At 63.8% G+C, this 21,954-nt stretch carries 13 protein-coding genes and 2 pseudogenes; 7 read left to right on the top strand and 8 right to left on the bottom strand.

The window, feature by feature from the left end; genetic code table 11:
* Positions 1-2 precede the first annotated feature (2 nt).
* The 3 genes from FV227_RS18745 to gspD are packed head-to-tail and all read right to left on the bottom strand — an operon-like array spanning position 3 to position 4,092.
* Positions 3-1,223, bottom strand: coding sequence for a type II secretion system F family protein (locus FV227_RS18745; RefSeq protein WP_147725303.1), 1,221 nt, complete (start codon positions 1,221-1,223; stop codon positions 3-5).
* Positions 1,224-1,901 (bottom strand): A24 family peptidase, encoded by a 678-nt coding sequence (locus FV227_RS18740; RefSeq protein WP_187274871.1) that lies wholly within the window; start codon positions 1,899-1,901, stop codon positions 1,224-1,226. It abuts the gene before it with no gap.
* Entirely contained in the window at positions 1,843-4,092 is a 2,250-nt protein-coding gene (gspD, locus tag FV227_RS18735; RefSeq protein ID WP_246687860.1) for a type II secretion system secretin GspD, read from the bottom strand. The genes FV227_RS18740 and gspD overlap by 59 nt, the downstream gene beginning before the upstream one ends.
* A 358-nt stretch (positions 4,093-4,450) precedes the next feature.
* Between gspD and FV227_RS18730 the strand changes: the two genes are divergently transcribed.
* Both FV227_RS18730 and FV227_RS18725 read left to right on the top strand, forming a co-directional pair.
* Positions 4,451-5,407 carry a ferritin-like domain-containing protein gene (locus tag FV227_RS18730; RefSeq protein ID WP_147725306.1) on the top strand — a complete coding sequence of 319 codons (957 nt, stop codon included), beginning with the start codon at positions 4,451-4,453 and terminating at the stop codon, positions 5,405-5,407.
* A gap of 298 nt (positions 5,408-5,705) precedes the next feature.
* Positions 5,706-5,978, top strand: coding sequence for a hypothetical protein (locus tag FV227_RS18725; RefSeq protein WP_147725307.1), 273 nt, complete (start codon positions 5,706-5,708; stop codon positions 5,976-5,978).
* A 710-nt stretch (positions 5,979-6,688) separates the two neighbouring features.
* Here the strand turns inward: FV227_RS18725 and gspM are convergent.
* The 3 genes from gspM to FV227_RS18710 are packed head-to-tail and all read right to left on the bottom strand — an operon-like array spanning position 6,689 to position 9,995.
* Positions 6,689-7,255, bottom strand: a complete 567-nt coding sequence (gspM, locus tag FV227_RS18720; RefSeq protein WP_147725308.1) for a type II secretion system protein GspM — start codon at positions 7,253-7,255, stop codon at positions 6,689-6,691.
* Positions 7,252-8,319, bottom strand: coding sequence for a PilN domain-containing protein (locus FV227_RS18715; protein WP_147725309.1), 1,068 nt, complete (start codon positions 8,317-8,319; stop codon positions 7,252-7,254). Before FV227_RS18715 ends, gspM begins: the two co-directional genes overlap by 4 nt.
* Entirely contained in the window at positions 8,316-9,995 is a 1,680-nt protein-coding gene (locus FV227_RS18710) for an ATPase, T2SS/T4P/T4SS family (RefSeq protein WP_147725310.1), read from the bottom strand. Before FV227_RS18710 ends, FV227_RS18715 begins: the two co-directional genes overlap by 4 nt.
* Before the next feature lie 326 nt (positions 9,996-10,321).
* Here FV227_RS18710 and FV227_RS18705 point away from each other — a divergent pair, with 326 nt between their 5' ends.
* The 4 genes from FV227_RS18705 to FV227_RS18690 are packed head-to-tail and all read left to right on the top strand — an operon-like array spanning position 10,322 to position 15,958.
* Entirely contained in the window at positions 10,322-11,041 is a 720-nt protein-coding gene (locus tag FV227_RS18705; protein ID WP_147859660.1) for a hypothetical protein, read from the top strand.
* Positions 11,038-12,912 carry a glycosyltransferase gene (locus FV227_RS18700; RefSeq protein ID WP_147859659.1) on the top strand — a complete coding sequence of 625 codons (1,875 nt, stop codon included), beginning with the start codon at positions 11,038-11,040 and terminating at the stop codon, positions 12,910-12,912. Before FV227_RS18705 ends, FV227_RS18700 begins: the two co-directional genes overlap by 4 nt.
* On the top strand, positions 12,909-15,086 hold the full coding sequence (locus FV227_RS18695; protein WP_246686608.1) for a glycosyltransferase: 2,178 nt from the start codon (positions 12,909-12,911) through the stop codon (positions 15,084-15,086). The genes FV227_RS18700 and FV227_RS18695 overlap by 4 nt, the downstream gene beginning before the upstream one ends.
* Entirely contained in the window at positions 15,083-15,958 is an 876-nt protein-coding gene (locus tag FV227_RS18690; protein WP_147725313.1) for a hypothetical protein, read from the top strand. The genes FV227_RS18695 and FV227_RS18690 overlap by 4 nt, the downstream gene beginning before the upstream one ends.
* A gap of 637 nt (positions 15,959-16,595) precedes the next feature.
* On the opposite strand, the pseudogene FV227_RS29965 reads toward FV227_RS18690, so the two are convergent.
* Together FV227_RS29965 and FV227_RS18680 are read right to left on the bottom strand one after the other, a co-directional pair.
* A pseudogene (locus FV227_RS29965) lies at positions 16,596-17,257 on the bottom strand (IS481 family transposase); the annotation flags it as partial.
* 873 nt (positions 17,258-18,130) lie between these two features.
* Positions 18,131-19,087 (bottom strand): ferritin-like domain-containing protein, encoded by a 957-nt coding sequence (locus FV227_RS18680; RefSeq protein WP_147725314.1) that lies wholly within the window; start codon positions 19,085-19,087, stop codon positions 18,131-18,133.
* A 1,714-nt stretch (positions 19,088-20,801) separates the two neighbouring features.
* Between FV227_RS18680 and FV227_RS18665 the strand changes: the two are divergent.
* A pseudogene (locus tag FV227_RS18665) lies at positions 20,802-21,828 on the top strand (DUF4113 domain-containing protein); the annotation flags it as partial.
* Between the last annotated feature and the right edge of the window lie 126 nt (positions 21,829-21,954).

The following is a 21,954-nucleotide window of genomic DNA, read 5'->3' as shown; positions in this document are numbered from 1 at the left end:
CCTCAGACCAGCAGGTCGTTGATGCTCATGAGCGCGGTCATAACCGAGATGATGAGCCACGCGATCAGAAGACTTACCAGAACCATCACCGCCGGCCCCACCACCGCTATGACACGACCCAGAGCCGCGTCGAGCTTGGCCTCGTAGAACACCGCGACGCGGCTGGCACTGTCGGCGAGATCGCCGGATTCCTCACCGACGCGCAGCATCTGCACCACGTGCCGGGGGAAAAGTTTTCCGCGCGACAAGGTTTCGGAGAGGCGCTGGCCCTGGCGCACGTCTGCGACGACCCGGTCGATCTCGGAGCCAGCACCGGGCAAGCGCACGACGCCACGGATCAGGCGGAGCGCGGTGGAGATATCGACGCGGTTGCGCACTAAGATCGCCAGCGTCCGGCAGAAGGTGACGGTGAGTTCGTTGGCCAGCACCGCCCGGCTGAACGGCAGGCGTGCGAGCAGGGCGAGCCACAGCCCGCGCTCGCTGCCGATCCGGTTAAGTAAGATGGTGCCCCCTAGGAGGCCAGCCATCGACAGCACCACGACGTCAAGGTTGCGGTTGAGAAAGCCCGACATCTCGAACACCACCAGCGCCGATGGATCGATCTTGTCGCGGAAGCCCTGCAGCGCGACCTCGAACTTCGGGATCAGGTAGATCAGGATGAAGAACAGCACGCCCACCGCCGCGACCACCAGAAAGCAGGGGTAGGAGATCGCCGAGATGAAGCGCTTTCGGAGGCGCTCGCCCCGTTGGCGCTCGGCGGCGAGCCCGCTCAATGCCTCCTCCAGTCGCCCGGAGGTCTCGGCGACCTCAACCATCTTCACGTAGATCGGAGGGAAGAGCTTCGGGTGCGCGGAGATCGCCTCCGACAGGCTTTTGCCGTGGCTAAGCGCGGCATGAAGGTCGCGCAGCACCCGCACGAGCCAGCTCCGGCTCTCCATTTGGGAGAGGATCTGAAGCGCCTCGGTGAGCGCGACGCCACCCTTGAGTAGCATCGCTAGATCTAGCGTCAGGCCGGTGATGTCCTCGGGGCGCGGGTCAGGCGTCAACCAGTCCCGCAGCGAGCGCCCGGCCGGCCGCGTCCCGCGGGCTTCCGTCTTGACCGAGATCGGGGTGCAGCCGATCCGGTCGAGATGGGCGAAGACCTCGCCGCTCGCCTGGGCCTCCATCGTCCCCTTCAGGATTTTGCCCGCCGAATCGAGGGCCATGTAGGCGAAGGTTGACATCTACGGGTGCCCCAGCACGCCGGGTAGGATCTGTCCGACGAGCCACGTCGCCCAAAGCGCGGGGGCGAGGACGGCGCCGAAGGCAATCCGGTCGGTCACTGGAACCGCGCGCGCCAGAGCGGGTAGCATGCGGCCCGCACCGACCACGGCGAGGCTGGTCAGGCTCGCGCCGAGGACCGCCCAGGAGAGCCCAACGGTGTCGAGCAGGACGCCGCCGGCAGCCGCGAGCTTCACGTCGCCAAGACCGATGCCGTCATGGCCGCGGAGACGGTAATAGCCCTCCCGCAACCCGAGCAGGACGCCGCCGCAGATCGCGGCGTCGAGAACCGCCAAGCCGATACTCACAACTGGAGTCTCGCCCAGATAGGCGCCGTCGCCGATCCGTGCCGTGAGGCCGATCAGTCCGAGAGCCAGAGTCGCGGCGTCAGGAATCGTGAAATCCGCTAGATCCTGCCAGACGATCCGCAAGCCGATTATGGCCAGAGCGAGCGCGACGACTCCCGTCGCGATGGCCCCCGGACCGACCCAGGTCGCGAACGCCGCGCCAGCGACGGCAACAGCGATCACAAGCCCGGCGAAATCGGTCGTTTCGACGCGTCTGACGAACATGCGCGGTGGGTCAGGGCTTGTAGACCGGGCGGCGGGCAGGCAGCGCAGCACCGCGTCGAGCGCCTGCATCGAGCAGCTTGCCACGGTAATCCTCCGCGACCCGCTGTGCATCGCGACCCGATCGCACCACGACGGGTCGGATAAACACCACGAGTTCGGTGCGCTGGGCGCCGTTGTCGACGGAGCTGAACAGATCACCGACGTTCGGGATACGATCGATGAACGGGATACCGTCGCGGGAGGTCTGCCGCTTTTCGCTGATCAGGCCGGCGAGCAGCACGGTCTGTCCGTTAGCCACCGAGATCGTGCTCGCGACGCGGCGTTTCGAGATCGTCGGCGTTAGGGTGTTTGAAGCGCCAACCACCGCCGAGATCTCCTGCTCGATCTGCATGGTCACGGCATCGTTCTGGCCGATGCGGGGGACAACGTTGAGGATGATGCCGGTGTCGCGGAACTCGACCTGGCTGACGAGCGGAGCGCCGGGCACGGTGATCCCCTGTGCCTGCGTCGTGGTGATCGGCACGGAATCGCCAACCTGGAGCGAGGCAGGCTGGTTCTCAATGACGACGAGGGAGGGCGAGGACAGGATCTTGACGTCGGTGAAGCCGTCGAGCGCCGAGAGCACCACGTCCGGGCCGGAATAACCGCCGACAAGGAAATTGAAGCCGCCGCCGGCCCCCGCCGTAAGCGCGTTGGTGGCGCCGCCGGCCGTCGCCGCGGCCGCGCTCAGCAGGCCAATCGATCCCTTGCCCTTGCCCAGCCCGATGTTCTTAGAGTCGAGAAAGTACTGCACGCCGTACTTGAGCTGGTCGGTGAGCGTCACCTCGGCGATGGTTACGTTAACGGCAACCTGCGCCGGGGTCGCGTCGAGCTGACGGAGCGCTGCGTTGATCTTTCGGTAGGTCTCGCCGTCGGCATAGGTGATGACCGAATTGTTCGATGGGTCCGCGCTGATCGAGACGCGCCGCGCTCCGTTGCCGCGCCGGGTCAGGTCGAGGCTGTCGCTGCCGCCGCCGAGCGCCGTTGGGCCGCCATCGGCCATGCCGTTGCTTTGCACCGAGTCGCCGTAGGCTGAGGCGAACCGCGCCCGGAGGAGGTCGGCGCCGGTGTTCTGCTGGCCGCCGCCCTGGTTGGCGGAATTGCCCTGGCCGAGGCTGCCATAACTAGAGCCGGAATTACCGCCGTTCAGGCCACCGCCCTGATTGCTACCGGCAAAATTCCGGCCCTGCCCCTGTCCGCCCCCGTTGAGGCCCCCGAGCCCGGCGCCCTGAGTCGGGGTGTTGGTGTTCATGTTCGAGTTTCCGGTCCCGAAGAGACCGTTGATGACGCGCGCCAGTTCCTTTGCGTCGCGGTAACGCGCCTTGTAGATGAACACCGTCTCCTCGGCGGCCTCGACCGTGCCGTCGAGCTTGCGCACGAAGGTTTCGGCCCGGCGGATCAGGGACGGGTTCTTCGACATCGCCATCACAGCGCGCAGGCGCGTGATCGGTTTGAACTGGATCAGGCCCGAACTCGCCCCGTTTTCGCCAGTGTCAAACAGCTGCGTCAGGTCGGCGACGACCGCCTCCGGCCGGGCACGGCGTAGCTCGAACAGGCTCACCGACTGCCCTCGCATCCAGTCCGCATCAAAGGCCAGGATCGCGCTCACCGCTTCCTGGCGACGCGGGCCGGGTCCCTTCACGATGATGGTGTTGCGCCCGGTATCGAAACGCAGGCCGTCTGCCTCGGTAACGAAACCCGAAACGAGCTTCGACATCACCGCGGCCGAGACGTAGCGCAACGGAACCACCGAGACGCCGTAGCCCGGCACCTGCGCGTTGCCGAAGCTGACGTTTCCGATGCTAGTGGCGGCCGAGGTAATGCGGTAGCCGGCCGCGTTGCGGGTCATAGTGTAGCCCTGGCCTGACAGCACCGTCTCCAGCGCGGAGAGCAGCTCTACGCGCGTCATCGGCCGGGGCGAGGAGATTGTAATCTGGCCAGCGACGTCGGAAGCCATCGTGTAGTTGAGGCCGAGCGTATCGTTCAGAATGGCGTGGACCACATCCTTCACTTCAGCCCGCTCGAAGTTGAGACGGTAGCTGCCGGCCTCGCCGGGCTGGGTCCCGATCTCCACCGCGTCGGAGCCAAGCCCCGCCGTCGCCTCGACATCCTCAGGGCTGAAATTGTAGGTCCGCCCCTCGCCACGATCAGGCGCAACGACCGCATCCCGCGACGGCTTGCCTGCAACGGTCCGGCGCAGCGGACGCGCCGTCAGATCCACCTCTGTTTCGGGGCCTGTAAGGCTGGCACGCGGGGGGGCGATATCACGGGCGAGGGCGACGGAGCCGAGAAGTCCCGCGCAACAAACCAGAGCAAAGGATAGCCGCGTCAAAGACATGGGAAATTTTTCCGATCTCGGCCTTTCGTTAACGTACCCTTCATTTCTGTCCGTGCCCACCGGGACGAGCGCCCTACAACAGCTTTCTTGCTATTGCGTGCCTGATTAGACACAGTCAAAGAAAATGCTACACAGTTAAGCCACTTTTAGTAAACCCGTCATTGTGGCGAATCGCGTTACCGCTAACTTCGCCGTCGACGCCGCGATTTCAGGCGTGCGACACGTTGGGAGAAAACGGACCATGATCGACAGGCAGAACACTGCAGAGAGCGAGCTTGCGGGCCTCGAGCCCGGCACTCGCGTCGTCAATCTCGAAAAAGGTCGTCGCGCCTTCCTCCAGACGCTCGGCCTCGGCATCGCTGGCGCCGCCATCCTCGGCAACGCCACGACCCAGTCCCAGGCTCAAGCACTGCCGCCGAACGTCACCGACGCGGACATCCTGAACTTCGCACTTAACCTCGAGTATCTCGAGGCGGAATTCTACCTCAACGCCGTTAACGGGGCCGGCCTGAAGGCCGCCGACCTGCAGGGCGTCGGTGCCATCGGCGCCGTCAACGGCGGTGGCCGTGCCGTGCCGTTCACCGATCCGAACGTCCGCAAGTACGCTTTCGAGATCGCCGCCGACGAGGAGGCCCACGTCCGCTTCCTGCGCGCTGCACTGGGCAGCGCCGCCGTCAGCCGTCCTCGCCTCGACATCGACTTCGCCTTCACCGCCGCCGCCCGCGCGGCGGGCCTGATCGGCGCAAACGACCGGTTCGACGCCTACGCCAATGACACGAACTTCCTTCTCGCCTCCTTCATCTTCGAGGATGTTGGAGTCACTGCTTATAACGGCGCTGCCGGCGCGATCCAGAACAAGACCTATCTAAGCGCTGCTGCCAGCATCCTCGCGGTCGAGGCCTATCACGCTGGCATCATCCGCACTACGCTGTACGCTAAGGGCCTGATTAATCAGGCGGACGCGATCTCAAACGCTCGCGACTCGCTCGACGGCAATACCGACCTCGACCAGGGCATTAGCGGAACCCAGTCTGCGACCCCAGGCTTCCAGTTCTCGGATGCGAACCTCGTTCCGACCAACGCCCAAGGCCTTGTGTTCGCCCGCACCCCCGGCCAGGTTCTGAACATCGTCTACCTCAACACCACCCAGAGCCCGGGCGGCTTCTTCCCCGGCGGCCTCAACGGAACCCTGCGCTAGTCGCCGCACAGGTATCGTCGTCGGAGGGCAAGGCATCGTTCTCCGACGACGCGAAACGTGGGTCACCGAGTTCAGTCGTGAAAGAGGCTGATCAATCGGCGACCGGCGCGGGCCTATCGTCATCGCTATCTCGGTCGGCTCGGCTTCTGCTAGCGCGTGCGCGGACGATCGTCGGTCCCGATCTGCGGTACATGCGACCGACCACTCGGATCGCTGGCCCGAGTCGAGACGCTTCCTTGAAACTTGAGCACATCTCGCACCGTAGGCTCCTTCGGAAACATTTTGCCGGAGGCGGGCGATGTCGAAGGTCCACTACGTCGTGCGGCGCAGCCGCATGGGCAGGTTCAACTTCACGCTCATCAGCGAGGCGGGCCGGATCACGGGTTCGGTCGTCGTATCGACCGCAGGTAGAACCGGCGCCGACATCGAGAGCGACGCGCGCGATCAAATACACCAGCTCGCCGGAACTTTCGCGAGGATCGCATGCCCGACCATGCCCGGCGTGGACGACACGACGTCGAGGAAATGCGGGCAGGCCATCAGCCATCCCCTCAGCAGGATCACATCGTGAGATTGCCGCGTGGCGTGAAGGTGTGGCGATGCTTTAGAAAGCCAATCACGGTTGAGTTCTATATAGTCGGGCGGGACTCATGCCCGCTGTCGGTAAAAATCGCGGGGCAATCCTTCTCCGATAAAGGCCAGCGGTACCCCATTTAGGTCCCCCGGGCACCAAGATGGCTCATCGCCCTAGCGGAATGCCGATAGGCAGAGGACTGCCGGGACGTGCACCCGGAGGGCTCGATGTACCTACGCTAAAGAGCCGATAGGTGGTCTCGCGCGTCCCATCGCGAAGCGTTACGCGGTCGGGGCCGATGGCCTGGACACGCCATGTTTCCACCGAGTCCCCGAGTTTAAGGCTGAGCGAAGAACCTCCTGTTGGACGGCGCAGGATCGCTACAGCTTTGTCCACACCCGCGACGACGCCGACGAGGCGCAGATCCGGCGGCGGAGCTTCGACCGCCACGGGCGCCGGTGGAGCGGTAATAACCTGTCGCGGTGGTGGCGGTCGGCGCGATGGTGCGAAGAGCGGCCGTCCCCTAAAGGCATCGAGCGTCGCGGGATCGAGCGTGCTCAGCGGGTTCAGGTTCTGCGCTGGGCCTGGTGGCGGGCGGTCGTCAGCGACTTGAGCCGACGTCGGCACGATCGCCGATTCGAGAAGGACGAGAACCAGAACGGCACCGGCGGCGGCGCCACGGCGTCGGGCATGACGATACGGGCAGATCATTGCGTGCTCTCGCGGCGGTAGCCGCGGATCGCGAGTGCGACGCGCAGGGTCGGATTGGCTTCCTCGCCCCCCGCGCTACGCCCCGACACAGGGCGGATGTTCACGGCCTCGACCGTAAGCAGCGGCAGGCCGGTCTCGACTGCCTTTAGCAAATCGAAGAATCCTTCGTTGCCGATGTCGAGACTAAGGCGAAGCTGTATGCTGCGCTGAGCCGCCGCGTCGGGTGCTTCGTCGCCGCGAACCTCAATCAGCCGGCCGCCAGCGCGTTCGACGAGGCCGGCGAGACGCTGCTGGAGTTCTGCGCGGGCGAGGCTCCCCGTTTCAGCTGTCAGATAAAGGGCCGAGAGGTCACCGCGCGTCGGCACCGGACGACCGGCCTCCGCCCGGATCCTCGCCTCGACCTGAGCGAGATGGCCGGCTGCGCTATTCACCTCGGCACCGGCCTCCAACCAGCGCGTGAGATTGGTGATCGTGATTGCGAGCAACAGTAGCGGTATGCCAACGCACAGCGCGACAGCAAGCGGCCCGAACCAGCGAGTGTCACGGGCTTCCGCGAGCGTCATCGTGCCGTGCCCGGCGCATCGCTGCGGGTCGCTACCAGATCGAAGGCGTCCCGCCTGTCAGCATCGCGGATCACCGGCGCGGCGAAACGCGGGTTCTTCAAGCCGGCATCCACTTCGAGGCGTGCGATCAGCGCCGGCGCATCGACAGAGCGGCCTACGAGGCGAATCCGGGTCGGATCGATGTCGAGTTCGCGCAGTACCGTGTCGTCGGGCAAGGCGCGGCTCAGCTTATCGATAAGCACGATCGTCGCGGTATCGGCGCGCTTGCCCTCTAACAGGGCGCGTTCGCGTGATGTGCCAGGCCCGCCGCGCAGCGCGAGCTTCGTGCGTAGCGCAGTCAGCCTCTGCTGGACATCCTCTGCGTCCGACGTGGCCGAAGCCGCCACGATCGCTGAGAACAGGCACGCGGTCGCGAGCCCGCCGAGCAGGACTGCGAAGCCGCGGCCGATACGCGCCCGAAGGCGGCCGTCGGAAGCCTGCGTACGCCCCTTATAGAGGTCGAAGCGTAGCGGCGCGTCGAGCGGTTCCGCGGCACTGCCCAGCGCCGTTGCCGTGAGCCCCGCACCTGCGAGGCGCGCCAGGAACGGCGCCACGAGATCGACGGAGGTCGCGAGCAGATCGACACCGATCGTGCCATCCTCGGAGACGCCGTCGACGACGCTGTAGGCATAGAGAACGTGGTCCGCCCGCCATGGCGTCAGACGTTCCAAGCGGTGCGCGATGATCGGCTGGAGATAACTTCGCCCGGCATCGGGAAGGCGCAGCGAGCGCGTCAGGAACACCTCCGGTGGCAGTCTCAACTGCACCGCACCCACGTGGAACGCCTCCGGTGCGCGCACGTCGTCGGCCAGATGCAGCGGCGGGCCAAGACAATCTTTCCGCAGGCTGTGGAGCAAGAGTCCATCCGGCGCGATCAAGACGACGTGGCTCACGCCCGTCGAGAAGCGGGCAACGAGTGGCCGGAGGGTCGCAACAAAGGAGTCGAGCAGCGCTGCGCCGATCGTCTGCATCGCGGTCGCTGCGGGCCGGATCGTGGCCGGCATCATTCCGGTAGAGAGCGTCATCCCGAAATCCGCATAACCTCGTCGAGTGAGGTGAGTCCAAGGCTCGCCTTCTCGATCCCATCGTCAAGCATCGTAGTCATGCCGACCGCACGCGCCGCCTGGAGCAGGATGCGGGGATCGGGCTGGCCGCGGATGAGGTCACGCAAGTCGTCGCCGACAGCGAGTGCCTCGAACACCCCGATGCGTCCGCGGAAGCCGCTCTCGTTGCAATGGGCACAGCCGGTCGCTGCGTGAAAGTTGTGGCCCGTCGCCTCGGGGCCGCCACGGCGCGCGCGGAGGTCGCGAGCGACCTCGAGGCCCTTTGGATCTGGAACCCGGCAGCGCTCGCACAAGCGACGAACCAGCCGCTGGCCTATCACCCCGCGCAGGCTCGACGCGATGAGATACGGCTCGACCCCCATATCGACGAGGCGCACCACCGCGTCGACCGCGCTGTTGGTATGCAATGTCGTCAGCACAAGGTGCCCGGTGAGAGCGGCCTGGATGCCGATCGCCGCGGTTTCGCGGTCCCGCATCTCGCCGACCATGATCACATCTGGGTCGTGGCGAAGGAACGATCGCAGTGCGGTGGCGAAGGTTAGACCGATTGCCGGCTTGATCTGGGTCTGGTGGATTCCGGGGAGTTGGTACTCCACCGGGTCCTCGACGGTGACGATCTTGCGCGCGGGATCGTTCAGCAGAGAGATCGCGGTGGCGAGCGTCGTAGTCTTGCCGCTGCCGGTGGGGCCGGTAACAATAATGATGCCGTGTGGCTCGGCGAGCAGCCTGACCACCGCGTCGCGGTCGCGGTCGGACAGGCCAACGCGCTTGAAGTCGAGTAGCCGCGTGTCCTTCAGCAAAATACGGAGCACTGCCGTCTCGCCGTAAAGTGTCGGCATGATCGCGACGCGCAGATCCGCCTCGGTGTTGCCGATCCTGACGTTGGTGCGCCCGTCCTGCGGCAGGCGGCGTTCGGCGATGTCGAGGCCGGCGAGAATCTTCACCCGCGAGATTACCGCGGCTGCCATGTGACGCGGCATCGTCTGCTGCGCCCGCAAGTGACCGTCTACGCGGAACCGGACCTTCAGTTCCTCGCGTCCGGTCTCGATGTGGATGTCGGTGGCGCCCGCCTGGATCGCACGCTCTAACAGCCCGTCGATGACGCGCACGATCGGGGCGCCGCGGGCGAGATCCTGCAGCGTCTCGATGTCGTCGGAGAGGGCGTAGTCGGACCCGGTCTCGCTCTCGACCTCGTCGCGTGGCGCGTCGGCGGGGCGACTACGCTCGAACAGCTCCTCGATTTCTTCGAACGAGAGCACCGCCAACGGCACCGCCCCGCCAAGCGCGAGGGCGACCGCGCGGATCGGTTCGAGATGGCCGGGGTCCGCGGTCACCAGCAGCGGGTGCCCGTCGCGCATGACCGGATACAGGTAGGCCTCGCGTAGGAAGTCGCGGGACAATGTGTCGAGGGCATGGGGAAGTCCGGCGATCGCGTGACGGTCGGCCCGTGGGACCCCGTGAAAGGCCGCGACCGCATCCGCGAGGTCGATCGCCGAGACCGTCCCGCCCCGCCAGATCGCTTCCGCCGCGCCGCCGCTGGCGCGCGGCGGTGCCGGTACCGTCGCGAGCCCGCGCCGACGGCGAAGGAATTCCGCCAGGGTCTCGCCCTGGATGGCGGCGGGGGCGTCGATCTGCATACGTCCTCTCCGATCCAGCCGGTCGCCCGTGCGCTAGGCGTCACAATCAGCCGGAGCCTACACGGATTGTCCGGCCTACGACCAGATCAAGGTCAGAAATCGCGCCAAAACCATTGGCTGTGTCAGGTTAGCGACATCAAGGATACAATGTCGCCACCAAGCTCTTCGGACAGCGACATCTTCACGTAGGCCGTGGCTTCAACCGGGTTGCGCATGCACCGGCGCTCCCGTACCACGCTCGCCCTCGGGGGACGGACACAGCGCCGCGAGCGTTATGCGTTCGAACCGTGAATTGTAGCGATGCGATCGTTTCATGAAGGCAACGGATGACCGCGTCGTTCTACCGTGAAGGCGCGTCCACCCGGTGCGACGCCCGCATCTTCCGCTTCGGATCCGATTGGGTTCTCTGCAGCTTTCGCCTGCCGACCTCAATGCCGATTCCCCTCGCGGTGGTCGCGCCCGGCGACGTGACACTCGAGACCTGGGCGTTCGCCGGCATGACGGCGCGGGAGAAGCGGCCAACTGGCTTGCTGCTGCTGCGCACACGAGGCGACGCTGCGGGGACGGCACTTGCACGCGGGACACGGCTCGTCGTCGCCACGCATTTCCATCCCATCACCCTTGCGACCGGCCCGGCCGAGCCGGCGGGGACGCTGTCACCCGGCGACGCCGCCGTGATGGCCCGAGCCGTGCTCTCGTCGATGACGCCTCAGAACGCCACTGCCCTGGCCGACCCGATTACCCTGCTGGCGCCGGCTATTCGCGACGTTCCGGTGCCGAAGGACGGGCCGGAGGTCACGCTCGCCGACGATCCGCGAGCCTGCAGCGTCTCGGGCACGGAGGTGCCGAACTACGTCTTGTTCGATTCCGGGTCCGGACTCCGCTGCGCCCGCGTCGCGACGGCGCGCATGACGTTCTCGCCGGCGTCGCGGATGGATCTTGACCTTGATCCGCTTTGGGGACCAGAGGTTGGGCGACCCCGACGTGTCTTCTTGATCGCGAATGGCGGCTTCGCCGCGGCGCGACTGAGCGCAGCTGCCAGATGAGCGCCGAGACCCCGTCGTCCACTCTGACACCGATCGCCACGGTCCTCGTAGTTGCGCCGATGCCAGCCGTGCCAGCCAGCGCCGGCAACCGCAAACGGCTGGCGCTCACCTGTTCGGCGCTTCAACGCGCGGGCTTTGCCGTCGACTTCGCCTACTTCGCCCACGAGGATCAGGTCTACCGCCGCTTCGGCCAGCATCCGCCAACCGATCTCGCGGCGATGCAAGCGAGCTTCCAGCGTACATTCCTGATTGAAGCGAACGAGACGATCCCGCTGAAAACGCGCTCCCTAATTTTCGGGATCGACGAATGGGGCTCGGCAGCGCTCGACCGGTTCGTGGCGTGGTATGCGGCGGAACACCCCGACACCGTGGCGATCCTCGTCAACTACATGTTCCTGTCGCGCTGCCTCGATTACGCGCAGGACATGCTCAAGCTCATCGACACGCATGACCGCTTCGCCGACCGGCAGCTGCAGTACCGTCCGTTTCGGGCTGAACCAAACTTCTACTACACCGACCGCAAGAGCGAGGCGGCTGCGCTCGACCGCGCCGATGTGGTGCTAGCGATCCAATCGGAGGAGGCGGCTTACTTCGCCGGGTTGACCGACCGGCGGGTGCTGCTGCTGCCGCCGGTATTTCCGGTCCGCGCACCGTTCTCAGCGCCGCGCGTGATCGCACGGATCGGCTTCGTCGGGCACGGCAACGATCCCAACCTGTTCTCAATCAGCAAGTTCGCCCACGCATGGGCCGCGGGCTGGACACCGGACAAGCCGGAATTGCGGATCGCCGGCGAGATCTGCCACGCGCTGGGCGGCCTTGACCTGCCGGGGGTGATGCTGCTCGGCTACGTCGACGATCTCGAAAGGTTCTACGCCGAGACCGACGTGATCGTGGCGCCGATGCTGATGGGCAGCGGCCTGAAGATGAAAGTCGCCGAGGCCCTGTCCTACGGCGTGCCGGTGGTCGGCACCGCGATAGGCTTCGAGGGGTTCGGCGCCGAGGAGTTGGCGCATCGTTGCGCGGACGTCGCCGAGGTTAAAGCGGCGATCCTGGCGCTGCGTTCGGATCCCGCCGGTCTCTCAGCGTTGACGCAGGCTTGCGCTACACTGTTTGCGCGCTTCAACGCGATCTCGTTGCAGGCCGAGGCCGAACTCGCTGACGTGATCCACGCCGCAAGTCACAGGCGACCCGTTGCCGTCGCACCGCCCGCCGCAATCGTCGAATCGATGGAGCAGTCCTGGCCGATCGGTGTCCGCTCGGCGAATTCCGCGCTTCAGGACCATCCGGCCTTTGGCCGGCTATTGGCGACCGAGCGCCTGGGCGAGACGGCGGCACAAGCGATCAGGTACGCACCGGAGCGCCGCCGCTGGTTTGCCGGTTCCACGCCGGCACGGGAGACGACGGCATCGCTCGGTCTTGTCGTCGTGGCGATGTCGCCGGAATGGGTCCGCGAGAAACGCTTGCCTCGGGAGATCCGTGAGGCTGCCGCCCGTGCGTTCCGCGACGTCCAGCCCGATTGGGCGACCGCGGCGCGCTGCGTCGGCGCAAGCGCGAACGGGTTTGCCCTGGCGCTTGTCCTGCCGAGCCACCTTCTCACCGGTGTTCGTGCAGTTGCCGCGTTCTTACTCGAGCCCGATGGGGGCCGCGCGCATGAGCTTACGCTCGACGGGATCGCAACGCTCAGCTTGTCGCCCGGCTTCGCCTTCGAGGCGCCGCGCCGGGAGCTGACACCGGTTCCTGCGGTCGTCAGCGTGTCGGGCATCGGACTGGCTCCAATCGCCCCGAACGGGACGGTGCTGTTCCTCACAGACGACCTGATCGGCCGGATCGCGATCGCATCCGCGCATGCGGGCGGGACAATCCAGCCATGAGCGACATGCCCAAGACCGATCTGCTCGAGAGCACCGCCGGCAAGGGTGGCGGCGTCGAGGAAGGTAGCGCCGAAAGCGACGTGTCCAAGGGTGACGCAGCTAAGAGCGAAACCATCCTGGTTGAGTCTTTCGACGCCGTCGATGCCGACGTCGGGCGCCGGGTGGTGATCGCTGAAGCGCGCCTGATCTGGGACGCCCTTTTTCTCAACGACGTGCGGATCGCTTTTCGGCCGGAAGAAGCACCGCTCATTTCGATCGTCATTGTTTCGTTGAACGCCCGCCATATCCTCGCGCTCACCCTGTGGCGCCTCGCGGCGCAGCAGGGGCTTGCAGGCGTGCCGTTCGAGGTGATCGTCGTCGACAACGCGTCGATGCCCGAAACCGGTGCCCTGTTCGACCGGATTGACGGAGCGACGCTCATCCGAAACGCGGCGAATGCCGGGTTCGGGCCGGCCTGCAACGACGGCGCGGCACGCGCACGCGGCCGTCTCATCCTGTTTCTCAACCCCGACGTCGACCTAATGCCCGGCGCAATTCGGGCTATGGCGCAGACTTTCACCAATCTCGACCATGTTGGGATTGTCGGGTCGCGCCTCGTGTTCCCCGGCGGCATCCTGCAGGAGGCGGGCGCTAACTTCCAAGAGGATGCGCAGATCACCTACCCCTATCTTCGTGGGGTACCCGACCCGTTCGCACCGGAAGCCGGCTTCACCCGCGATGTCGGATACGTCTCCGGCGCCGTGTTGATGATCGAGCAGGCGCTGTTCCAGACGCTCGGTGGCTTTGACGACGCCTACGCACCGGCCTATTTCGAGGATACTGACCTCTGCGTGCGATGCCATCAGGCCGGGCGGCGCGTGATCTACCAGGCCCGTGCCATCGCGGTGCATTTTGAGAACGCCACCAGCGCCAAGCGCGCCGATGTGGAGATGCTCCTCGATCGCAACCGTGCACTGTTTCTGGAGCGGCACCGCGACTGGCTCTTCCACCAGGGCCCGTCGCAATCAGGGCTTGCCGCCCGGGACCACGACCCGTGGGTGTTACGCGTCCTGTTCATCGACGACACCGTGCCGCATCTCGATATGGGCGCCGGCTATCCGCGCGCAAACCACATCGTTAATACGATGGCCAAACTCGGCTACGGGGTGACGCTCTATCCGATCTACCGGGCAGATGCCGAGCAGGCTCAGCGCTGCCGCGACATCGATCAGCGGGTAGAGATCCTCGCCTCGGACGGCCGCGATGGCCTCGCGCGGTTGATCGGCGAGCGACCGGGCTATTTCGATGTTCTCTGGGTCAGCCGACCGCACAACATCGCCCTCGTGATGCAGCTTCTTTTTGATGTCGGATCAAGCCCGCGCGCCTTCGTCAAATCCCGAGTCGTCTTCGATTCCGAAGCCCTGTTCGCGTCCCGCTCCTTCGTCGGAGCCGTGATGGAGCAGGGTTTGGGCACCGCGGCCGATCTTGCGAAGGCTGCCATTTCCGAGACGCAGTATTACGCGAATGCTGATCAGGTTGTCTGCGTTTCCGAGGCGGAGTCGCGGCTGTTGGCGAGCTACGCCCGCGTCAATGCAACGGTCCTCGGTCACGCCATGGCGTTGCCGGAGACCTCTGGCCCACGCTTCGCCGATCGGGCTGGGTTCCTGTTCATCGGCGCGTTGGAGCAGGACGGGCTGCCAAATGTCGATTCGCTAGATTGGTTTTTCGATGCGGTTTGGCCTCGCCTGCGGGCGCGAATGCCCGGCACGACGCTGCGGATCGTCGGCACTATCGCGCCCGCGATTTGCGCCCGCTACACGAGGCCTGGTGTCATGGTGATGGGCCGGGTGCCCGAGGCGGGACCGTTCTTCGATGCAGCCCGCGTCTGCCTCGCTCCGACACGCTTTGCCGCCGGCATCCCGCACAAGGTACACGACGCGGTACGGCACGGACTTCCATGCTTCATCACGCCGATCCTGGCCGCGCAGATCGGCTGGGAGGAAGGCGTCGGCTTCGAGAGTTGCGACTGGCTAGATCCGGAAGCCTTCGCTGAGGGGCTCGTGCGCCTCCACGAGAACGCCGACCTCTGGCGACGCGTACAGTCCGCGGGACTAGCACGCATCCGCTCGGAATGCGCGCCGGAGGCCTACCGCGAACATCTGCGCCGGATCTGCGAGGCCTCGACTTTCGCATGACCGAGCCGCGCACGACCGATTGCCTCATGATCGACACTGCCGCACCGCGCCTCGGCCGAAGGCTCACCGGCGTTTTGCGCCGCATCATTCTAGGCCGGGTGCCGAAGTTGTTCGACACCGCTTATTACCTGCGCAGCCATCCTGATGCGGCAGCCTCCGCCCTCGATCCCTACCTGCATTACAGCCTGATTGGTGGGCGCCGGGGTTACGACCCGAACGCGGACTTCGACACTGCATTCTATCGGCTTCAGACGAGAGCCTGGCAAAATCCCCTGCGGCACTACCTCAAGGTCGGTGCTGCGAAAGGTCTCGATCCGCATCCGCATTTTAGCACGTTCAGCTATCTTGGACGCTATCCAGACGTGGTGGGCAGAAAGGTCAACCCGCTACTGCACTATCGTGAAAACGGCCGGCCGGAACTTCGCATCGCCGATCATTCGAAACGCTTGCCGCGGACGATCCCCCCGCTGTTCGGAGTTCCGACAGCCCATCATTGGGAGATGCCAAAAAGCGGGCAAGCGCACCTCAAGCTGACGCTGCTTCGAACGGCGCCCGACCATCCGGCAGCGGAGCCGATCAAGCGGCTGAGACTTTCGCTCGGTTTGGATTTCGGAGTGGTTGATCAATTCATTGACATAATGGCACGGGCTCCGACCGGCTTTCAGGATGTTATGCAGTTCAATTTGAATGCTGATCCTTCGCGTGGCGCCAACGTGCCGAGCTTGGTGCTGGCGCTCGATCATTGCTATCTTTATCCCATCGCAAACGATGGGACGCGGATTATTCGCTACGCCGAAGCTAACCTTTGGGACATCCGACCGATCAAGCCGCGTGTCGTGGTGACACTTCCGAATGGCACGATCAAGATTTGAGCCGGCGTAGGCTTCGCCTGTCTGAGAACGCTTTACGGTGCGCACAAGTGCGGGGCAGACAATGCTCGCACCTGCCGAACGCTGTAGGCGGCATAGCTCGGATGTCGGCCCAATGCACGCAGTGACCGATCAAAGAGCGTCGCTGCTATGCGGACGTATTCCCCCTTTCCTACGATGCAGGCCACCCTTACTGCCAAGCCCTGCTCTTAGCGTGACGACGCATGCGGTCGAGGAACTTGACGGAGGCTCGACAGATTCGCGCGGGCGGTGTCGAACAGCAGGTGGATCGGCGCGGGCGGCTAAGCTCGGCGAACCATGCCTCGCAGTTGGCCTCATAGAGCGTAAAGCCATTCAAGGTCTTTAGGCAGCGTACCGAAGTTGTAAATACTGACAAAGTCGGCCAAGTGAGCGCAGAGCGGCACTTTGCTGTCGTAGTTATAACGCTTGACCGTCGCGTCCTTGATCGTGCGGTTAATCTGCCAGACCTGTCCATTGATCCAGAGGTGCCAAGGTTCGTCTAAGCGATCGTCGATATTGTTGTGGGACAGGCGGGCTCAAAGCTGTGAACTCGGAATGTCTCGCCGGCTGCAATCGCCTCCCTGATGATGGAAGCAGCCGAAGCAACGTTGCCGGGCGTGGTAAACTGGGTGCCATTGGCGGTGAGCACCACGCGCACCTTGTCGGGCATGGCCTCAATGAGATGGTGAAGAAAGGTCGCCTGCGACCCGCCGCGTGGCCTTCTCATGGAGTTCGACGAAGGCGAACATGGTCGTGCGGTCGATGGCCACGAGCAGGTAGAGCCGTCCTTCGGCCGTGCGGACTTCAGCCAAATCGATTTGGAAGTAGCCGAGCGGGTTGGCCATGAAGCGCAACCGCTTGGGCTTGTCGCCCTCGACCTCCGGCAATCGACTACTGCCGTGGTGCTATAGGCAACGATGCAGCGACGAGCGGGTCAGCTGCGGGATCGTCGCCTGGAGCACGCTGAGGCAGTCATCGAGCTGCAGGTGCGTGTGATGGCGAAAGGCGACAACGACCGCCTCGTCCTCTGGCGACATCACCGTCGAACGCGGAATCCCCAATCCCGTGCGCTGGTCGGCAACCGAGGACCGCTGCCTCCACTTGGCAACCGTCTTCGGATTGATCCGGTAGCGCTTCGAGTGTGCCCTCAGGCTCGCTTGACTATACTGGATCGCCTGAGGGACCGTTTCTGTCGTTGTTGGCGCTGCCGTGAAGAGCCTGGCTCTGAGTTGCGCCCCCCCACTCCGATGCGAAGACTGAGCCGTCACACCCTATGATCATACAGCTAGGATGATAAGAACCGAGATATATCTGTTCAGCATCGCCATGTCATCCCAGCGAACACAATGCAAAGACGGTATCTAAGTTTTTCCGCTACACTCGACATCGAAGCAAGCATACATGTATAAAACGTTGAATTTATAATCTATGCTTTGTGCTTTTGCTCGGTCATGCGCAAGAAGTCTTCGGCGAGAGCAGCAATTTTACTGCGGACACTTTGATCCATATCGGTCTGCTGCCTACCAACTATGCCAACATCTTTCAAGCTGGCTTTCAGATTTCCATTGTGTGTCGTCAAGCGCAAATGAATGTTCCCTAAGCGTCCACGTTTGACGACCAACGACGGGAGAGTTGGATCAGAAGATGAGGCCATTCTTAGATATGCATCGAACCTATTGCCAAGTTCCCGACGCTCGACGCCTTGGTCGGGGCGTCTTGAGTCCCTCCTCAGATTGGATGTCCAGGCGGAGCGTCCGTCCGACTGGTCCACCGAGCCAGAAGTTACGAAGCCTTGGTCGCTGCATCCGCGACGAACCCGAGTTCGCAGGCCTCTTTAGTTCGAGATCCTGCACTAGCTCGCCAGCGCTCGCTCGGATACGACCGGTGCTATCGTCGTAGGTGCAGGGAAACCGTCCAACATAGCAGAGACCAGCAATCAGCGATCCCACGACTGACAGCTTTCCTTTCTTCAAAGACAGCCTGCGCATGGATATGTCTGTAGGACAGCGGAACACCAGTTTAAAGCCGCCGTGTGAACTGCGCAAGACGACTTAATAAACGACCACGCGATCTTCAATTGCGTGGTCGTACTCATGGTTTGTTGAGTTCTTAACTCTCTATTTTTTGCTTTGTCGTTGCAGCCAATGCTGGAAATTACCGCAGTCGACCGCGGAGACCTTGCGGGAAGAAGCCGCCTGGGCTTTGCGTAGTGTTTAAATAGGCGATGTTCAATACTTGACCAAACGTTCGTCCGAAAGCGAGGCTGTTGCGATCGGCTGGAACAAGATTGGCATCGTTCTGAGAGAAGCCTGGTGTCGCCGACTGATCGCCACTGATGCCCTGGTCGAGATCGGTGTTACCGTCGAGGGCATCGCGCGCGTTCGAAATCGCATTTGCTTGAGTGATCAGGCCACGGGAATAGAGGAGGGTACGGATAGCGCCCGCCTGGTATCCCTCGGTACCAAGGAAGCCGGAGGCCGTCATAAGAACGCCTTTGTCCTTAATGAATGGAGCACCGCCGATTAGGGCTGTGACGCAAACGTCCTCGAGCAGGAAGGCCCCCAGGAGGAACGTGTCATCGCTGGCATAAACGTCGAAACGGTCGTTCGGTCCGACGAGCCCGGCCGAGCGAGCCGCGAAGGTGAATGCGAAATCGAGATCGAGTTGCGGCCGGCCAATTCGGCTCGCATCCGGTAGCGCGGCGCGAAGTGTCCGAACATGGGCTTCTTCATCGGCCCCCAGTTCGAAAGCGAATTTGCGGATGAAAGGATCCGCGAACGGCACCTGCTTGCCGCCGTTGACAGTTCCCACGCCCCCAACGCCGTCGATATCGCCAGCCTTGAGGCCTGTGCCATTGACAGCGCGCAGATAATACTCAGCACCCAGATACTCGAAATTGAGTGCGAACTGAACAATGTCGATATCGGTGATGTCTGCGGGCGCGCCTTGCGCCATAGCAGCATCTGGACCAGCAGCTCCGAGTATGGCCGCTCCTACGGTGCCGAGGCCGAGTGCCTGGATGAAGGCTCTCCGGCAGGTCCCCAGATCGGCTTTGTTCAGGACAACTTCTTCGACTCCGGTCTGTGATCCGGGCTGAACATTCTCGCTCATGGTCCGCTTCCACCCTGTTAACAGTTCCCCGAACGGGAGACTACGGTGGGCGAGCTAGGCGTCCTTAACCTATGATATATTTTTAGTAAAGACGGAAGCTTCTGCTTGGATGTATCTAAATTAACACATTATTAATCGAACTCAGGGGTAGCAGCGGATCAGCTGCGCTGGATTTAAACGATAACGCCGACAAAGGTAAAATCTTTTTCAAACAAGGTTCATGCATGTATCAGCCGCCCATGGTCAGAGTATAATCAGTCGGCCCTTGCCCTATTAGCATACTGGCAGTGCTATCACAGGATAAATTAAGACATCCATTCAATTTTGCGTTCATGCGGCACTGGGAAAAAGCTTCATGTAGCGAAATTTGCGACTGCGTTCCAGGCCGCCTCCTCCTAACAAGCTTTCCGAACAGGTCGGCACAGACATAGCCGCTTGCTGCAGCAAAATCGAACAGGCCTCGGCGTTCGAGGCCGCAGAACTCGTATCCCGCCCGGCCATAGTCAACGCTGATGACGGGACGATACTGCGCAAAAAGGACTGTTGACCTTGAGGGCGCACCGATCTCGGATCTTTCGATATCTGTAGCTATCCAAGGGCCACAGAGCTCTCAGTCTGATTGATCACTACGAAGCGAGGACCATCGACATCCAGGTCACGCTGTTCCCAGACCGACAAGGCACCGTTTGGAGCTTTGACGATCGCGCTCCTGGAGCCACTACCGATCTGTGGGCGGATCGCCTGAACCATCCGCGTGACGATTGTTTGCTCATTACGAGGATGAGCCAGACTCTTCGCCTGTATACAAAATGCTGCGGATACGTTCTAGCAATCGCATGGGCCGTGCGGTCGGGATCCGGCGCGTCGGTCATTTTGGATAGCCCTTCGCTCTCAAATGCGCGGCTACTGCCTCGCGGATTACCTGAGGTCGCGATGGTTTCGGCTCTGGGTGTTCCGCGATCCAGGCATCGAGCGGAGCTAGCTGCTCATCGTGGAAGCGTACCCCGATGAGCATACCCTTGCCCGTCGTTTTCGGGCGCCCCCGTTTATTTGTGATGTTTCGAAATATAGCTATCATGGCTGAGTGTTAACACAGATTGGGACGGCCGGAAGGTTCGAGCTACAACTGAGCTTGTTGCCTTGCATCATAGGAGCCTGAGCATCATACGGTTGTGCGGATCACCGCCCAGGATAGCTCGGATCTCAGAGCCATTCCGAGACTCGTCCGTGCCCTCCGTTTGAATGCGGCTTAACCAGCCCACGGGATCCTTCGTGTCAGCGTCCCCTACTGCGAAACTTGTCGTAGGGGCGCCGAGTAGGTGAAGCATGACGGAGTCCGATCGTACTCGAATCGACCTCGCGACCGCTAAGCCGGACACCCTCGACGATATATCGGAGGGGGAGTTTGTGAAGCGATGGAAGGCTCTCGTTGGCGAGCCCCCGGCCGTCATGCTCAGTAGCCGCGCCGACATGGTGAAGGTGTTGGTGGAAAGCGTGCCACCCGCGACGACCGCTGATGCTCCCGCACTTTTTCGTCATCGGACGGTAGTAGAGGAGCAGGTGCCGTCAGGCGCTATCTGCCATGTACTTTTTTGGTTGCTTCCTCAGCCGTGCCGCGCCTGCCGACTGGCCAGCACGTCGGTGAACGGCGTCGAGAGTACGTGCCGGCCCGACGCTTCGTAGATCTCCACCGTCCAGGTCGACCAATCGCGCCGCGCGATACCGTGACTTCTCCCCCATGGTGGGGATCTACTCCATCGACGAGAGCTTCCTCGACCTCTCGGACGTGCGGGCCGATCGCCGCGTCGCGCTGGCCCGCGACCTCCGCGCCACGGTGCGCGCCTGGACCGGCATCCCGACCTGCGTCGGCATTGGCCCGACGAAGACGCTGGCCAAGCTCGCCAACCACATCACCAAGCGCATCGTGCCACTCGACGGTGTCTGCGACCTCACCGATCCGGCCGAGTACGACCACTGGTTCTGCCGCATCCCCGCCGGTGAGGTCTGGGGCATCGGCCGCGCCTCGCTCGCCAAGCTCGAAGCCGTGGGCGTCGACAGCGTGGCCGATCTCGCCGACTTCGACCCCCGCCCGGTGCGCAAGGCCCTGACGGTGGTGGGCGAGCGCATCATCCACGAGCTGCGCGGTCTGTCCTGCCTGCCGCTCAGCGCGCTGCCGGCCCACCGCAAGGGCTGCGCGGTGACCCGCTCGTTCTCGACCCGGATCGAGGACCGCGCCACGCTGCAGCAGGCGGTCTTGGCGCACGCGACGCGGCTCGGCGAGAAGCGCCTGCGCGATGGCCTCGGCACCAACCACGTCTCGGTGTTCTACCATACGAGCGAGCACGACCGGGGCGCACCGATGCGCTCGGTCTCGACCACGGTGACGCTGCCGGAGGCGACGAACGACACGCTGGCGCTCATCAAAGCCGCCTGCCTCGGCGTTGCGAGTACCTGGCGCGAGCCCGGCGCCCAGCCGTGGCGGTTCAGCAAGGCCGGGATTGTCACCACGGACCTGATGCTGCTCGACGCCAGCCCGCGCGCTCTGATCAGGCAGCTCGACCGCGCGCGCTGGCCCGCTGATGGCGGCGATCGACGCCTGCAACGCCCGCTTCGGCCGCGGCAGCGTCGTCCCCGCCCGCGCTGGGCTCGTCGAGAAGCGGACCTGGTGCACGAAGTTCGAGATGCGCACGCTGCGCTACACGACGCAGGTCAGCGAGCTACCGGTCGCGGTGGCGGACTAAGAGCGCCTAACAGAACGGCACCCTGAGCGTTGATGTGCGTTGGTGTTTCATGGCCCGCGCACTTCTTCCCGACGATCTCTGGGACGAGATCGCCCCGCTGCTTCCGCCTCCCCGACCCCGTCCGAA

Origin of the sequence: Methylobacterium sp. WL119 (genome assembly GCF_008039875.1) — a bacterium.
GTDB lineage: Bacteria > Pseudomonadota > Alphaproteobacteria > Rhizobiales > Beijerinckiaceae > Methylobacterium.
This window is presented reverse-complemented; position numbering and strand designations above follow the sequence as displayed.

What these genes read in the sequence shown, in the direction of transcription:
- FV227_RS18710 (WP_147725310.1), bottom strand. Translation starts at nt 9,995, where the DNA reads ATGCAGATCGACGCCCCCGCCGCCATCCAGGGCGAGACCCTGGCGGAA.
- FV227_RS18745 (WP_147725303.1), bottom strand. Translation starts at nt 1,223, where the DNA reads ATGTCAACCTTCGCCTACATGGCCCTCGATTCGGCGGGCAAAATCCTG.
- FV227_RS18715 (WP_147725309.1), bottom strand. Translation starts at nt 8,319, where the DNA reads ATGACGCTCTCTACCGGAATGATGCCGGCCACGATCCGGCCCGCAGCG.
- FV227_RS18700 (WP_147859659.1), top strand. Translation starts at nt 11,038, where the DNA reads ATGAGCGCCGAGACCCCGTCGTCCACTCTGACACCGATCGCCACGGTC.
- FV227_RS18690 (WP_147725313.1), top strand. Translation starts at nt 15,083, where the DNA reads ATGACCGAGCCGCGCACGACCGATTGCCTCATGATCGACACTGCCGCA.
- FV227_RS18725 (WP_147725307.1), top strand. Translation starts at nt 5,706, where the DNA reads ATGTCGAAGGTCCACTACGTCGTGCGGCGCAGCCGCATGGGCAGGTTC.
- gspM (WP_147725308.1), bottom strand. Translation starts at nt 7,255, where the DNA reads ATGACGCTCGCGGAAGCCCGTGACACTCGCTGGTTCGGGCCGCTTGCT.
- FV227_RS18705 (WP_147859660.1), top strand. Translation starts at nt 10,322, where the DNA reads ATGACCGCGTCGTTCTACCGTGAAGGCGCGTCCACCCGGTGCGACGCC.
- FV227_RS18740 (WP_187274871.1), bottom strand. Translation starts at nt 1,901, where the DNA reads ATGCAGGCGCTCGACGCGGTGCTGCGCTGCCTGCCCGCCGCCCGGTCT.
- FV227_RS18730 (WP_147725306.1), top strand. Translation starts at nt 4,451, where the DNA reads ATGATCGACAGGCAGAACACTGCAGAGAGCGAGCTTGCGGGCCTCGAG.
- FV227_RS18695 (WP_246686608.1), top strand. Translation starts at nt 12,909, where the DNA reads ATGAGCGACATGCCCAAGACCGATCTGCTCGAGAGCACCGCCGGCAAG.
- FV227_RS18680 (WP_147725314.1), bottom strand. Translation starts at nt 19,087, where the DNA reads ATGAGCGAGAATGTTCAGCCCGGATCACAGACCGGAGTCGAAGAAGTT.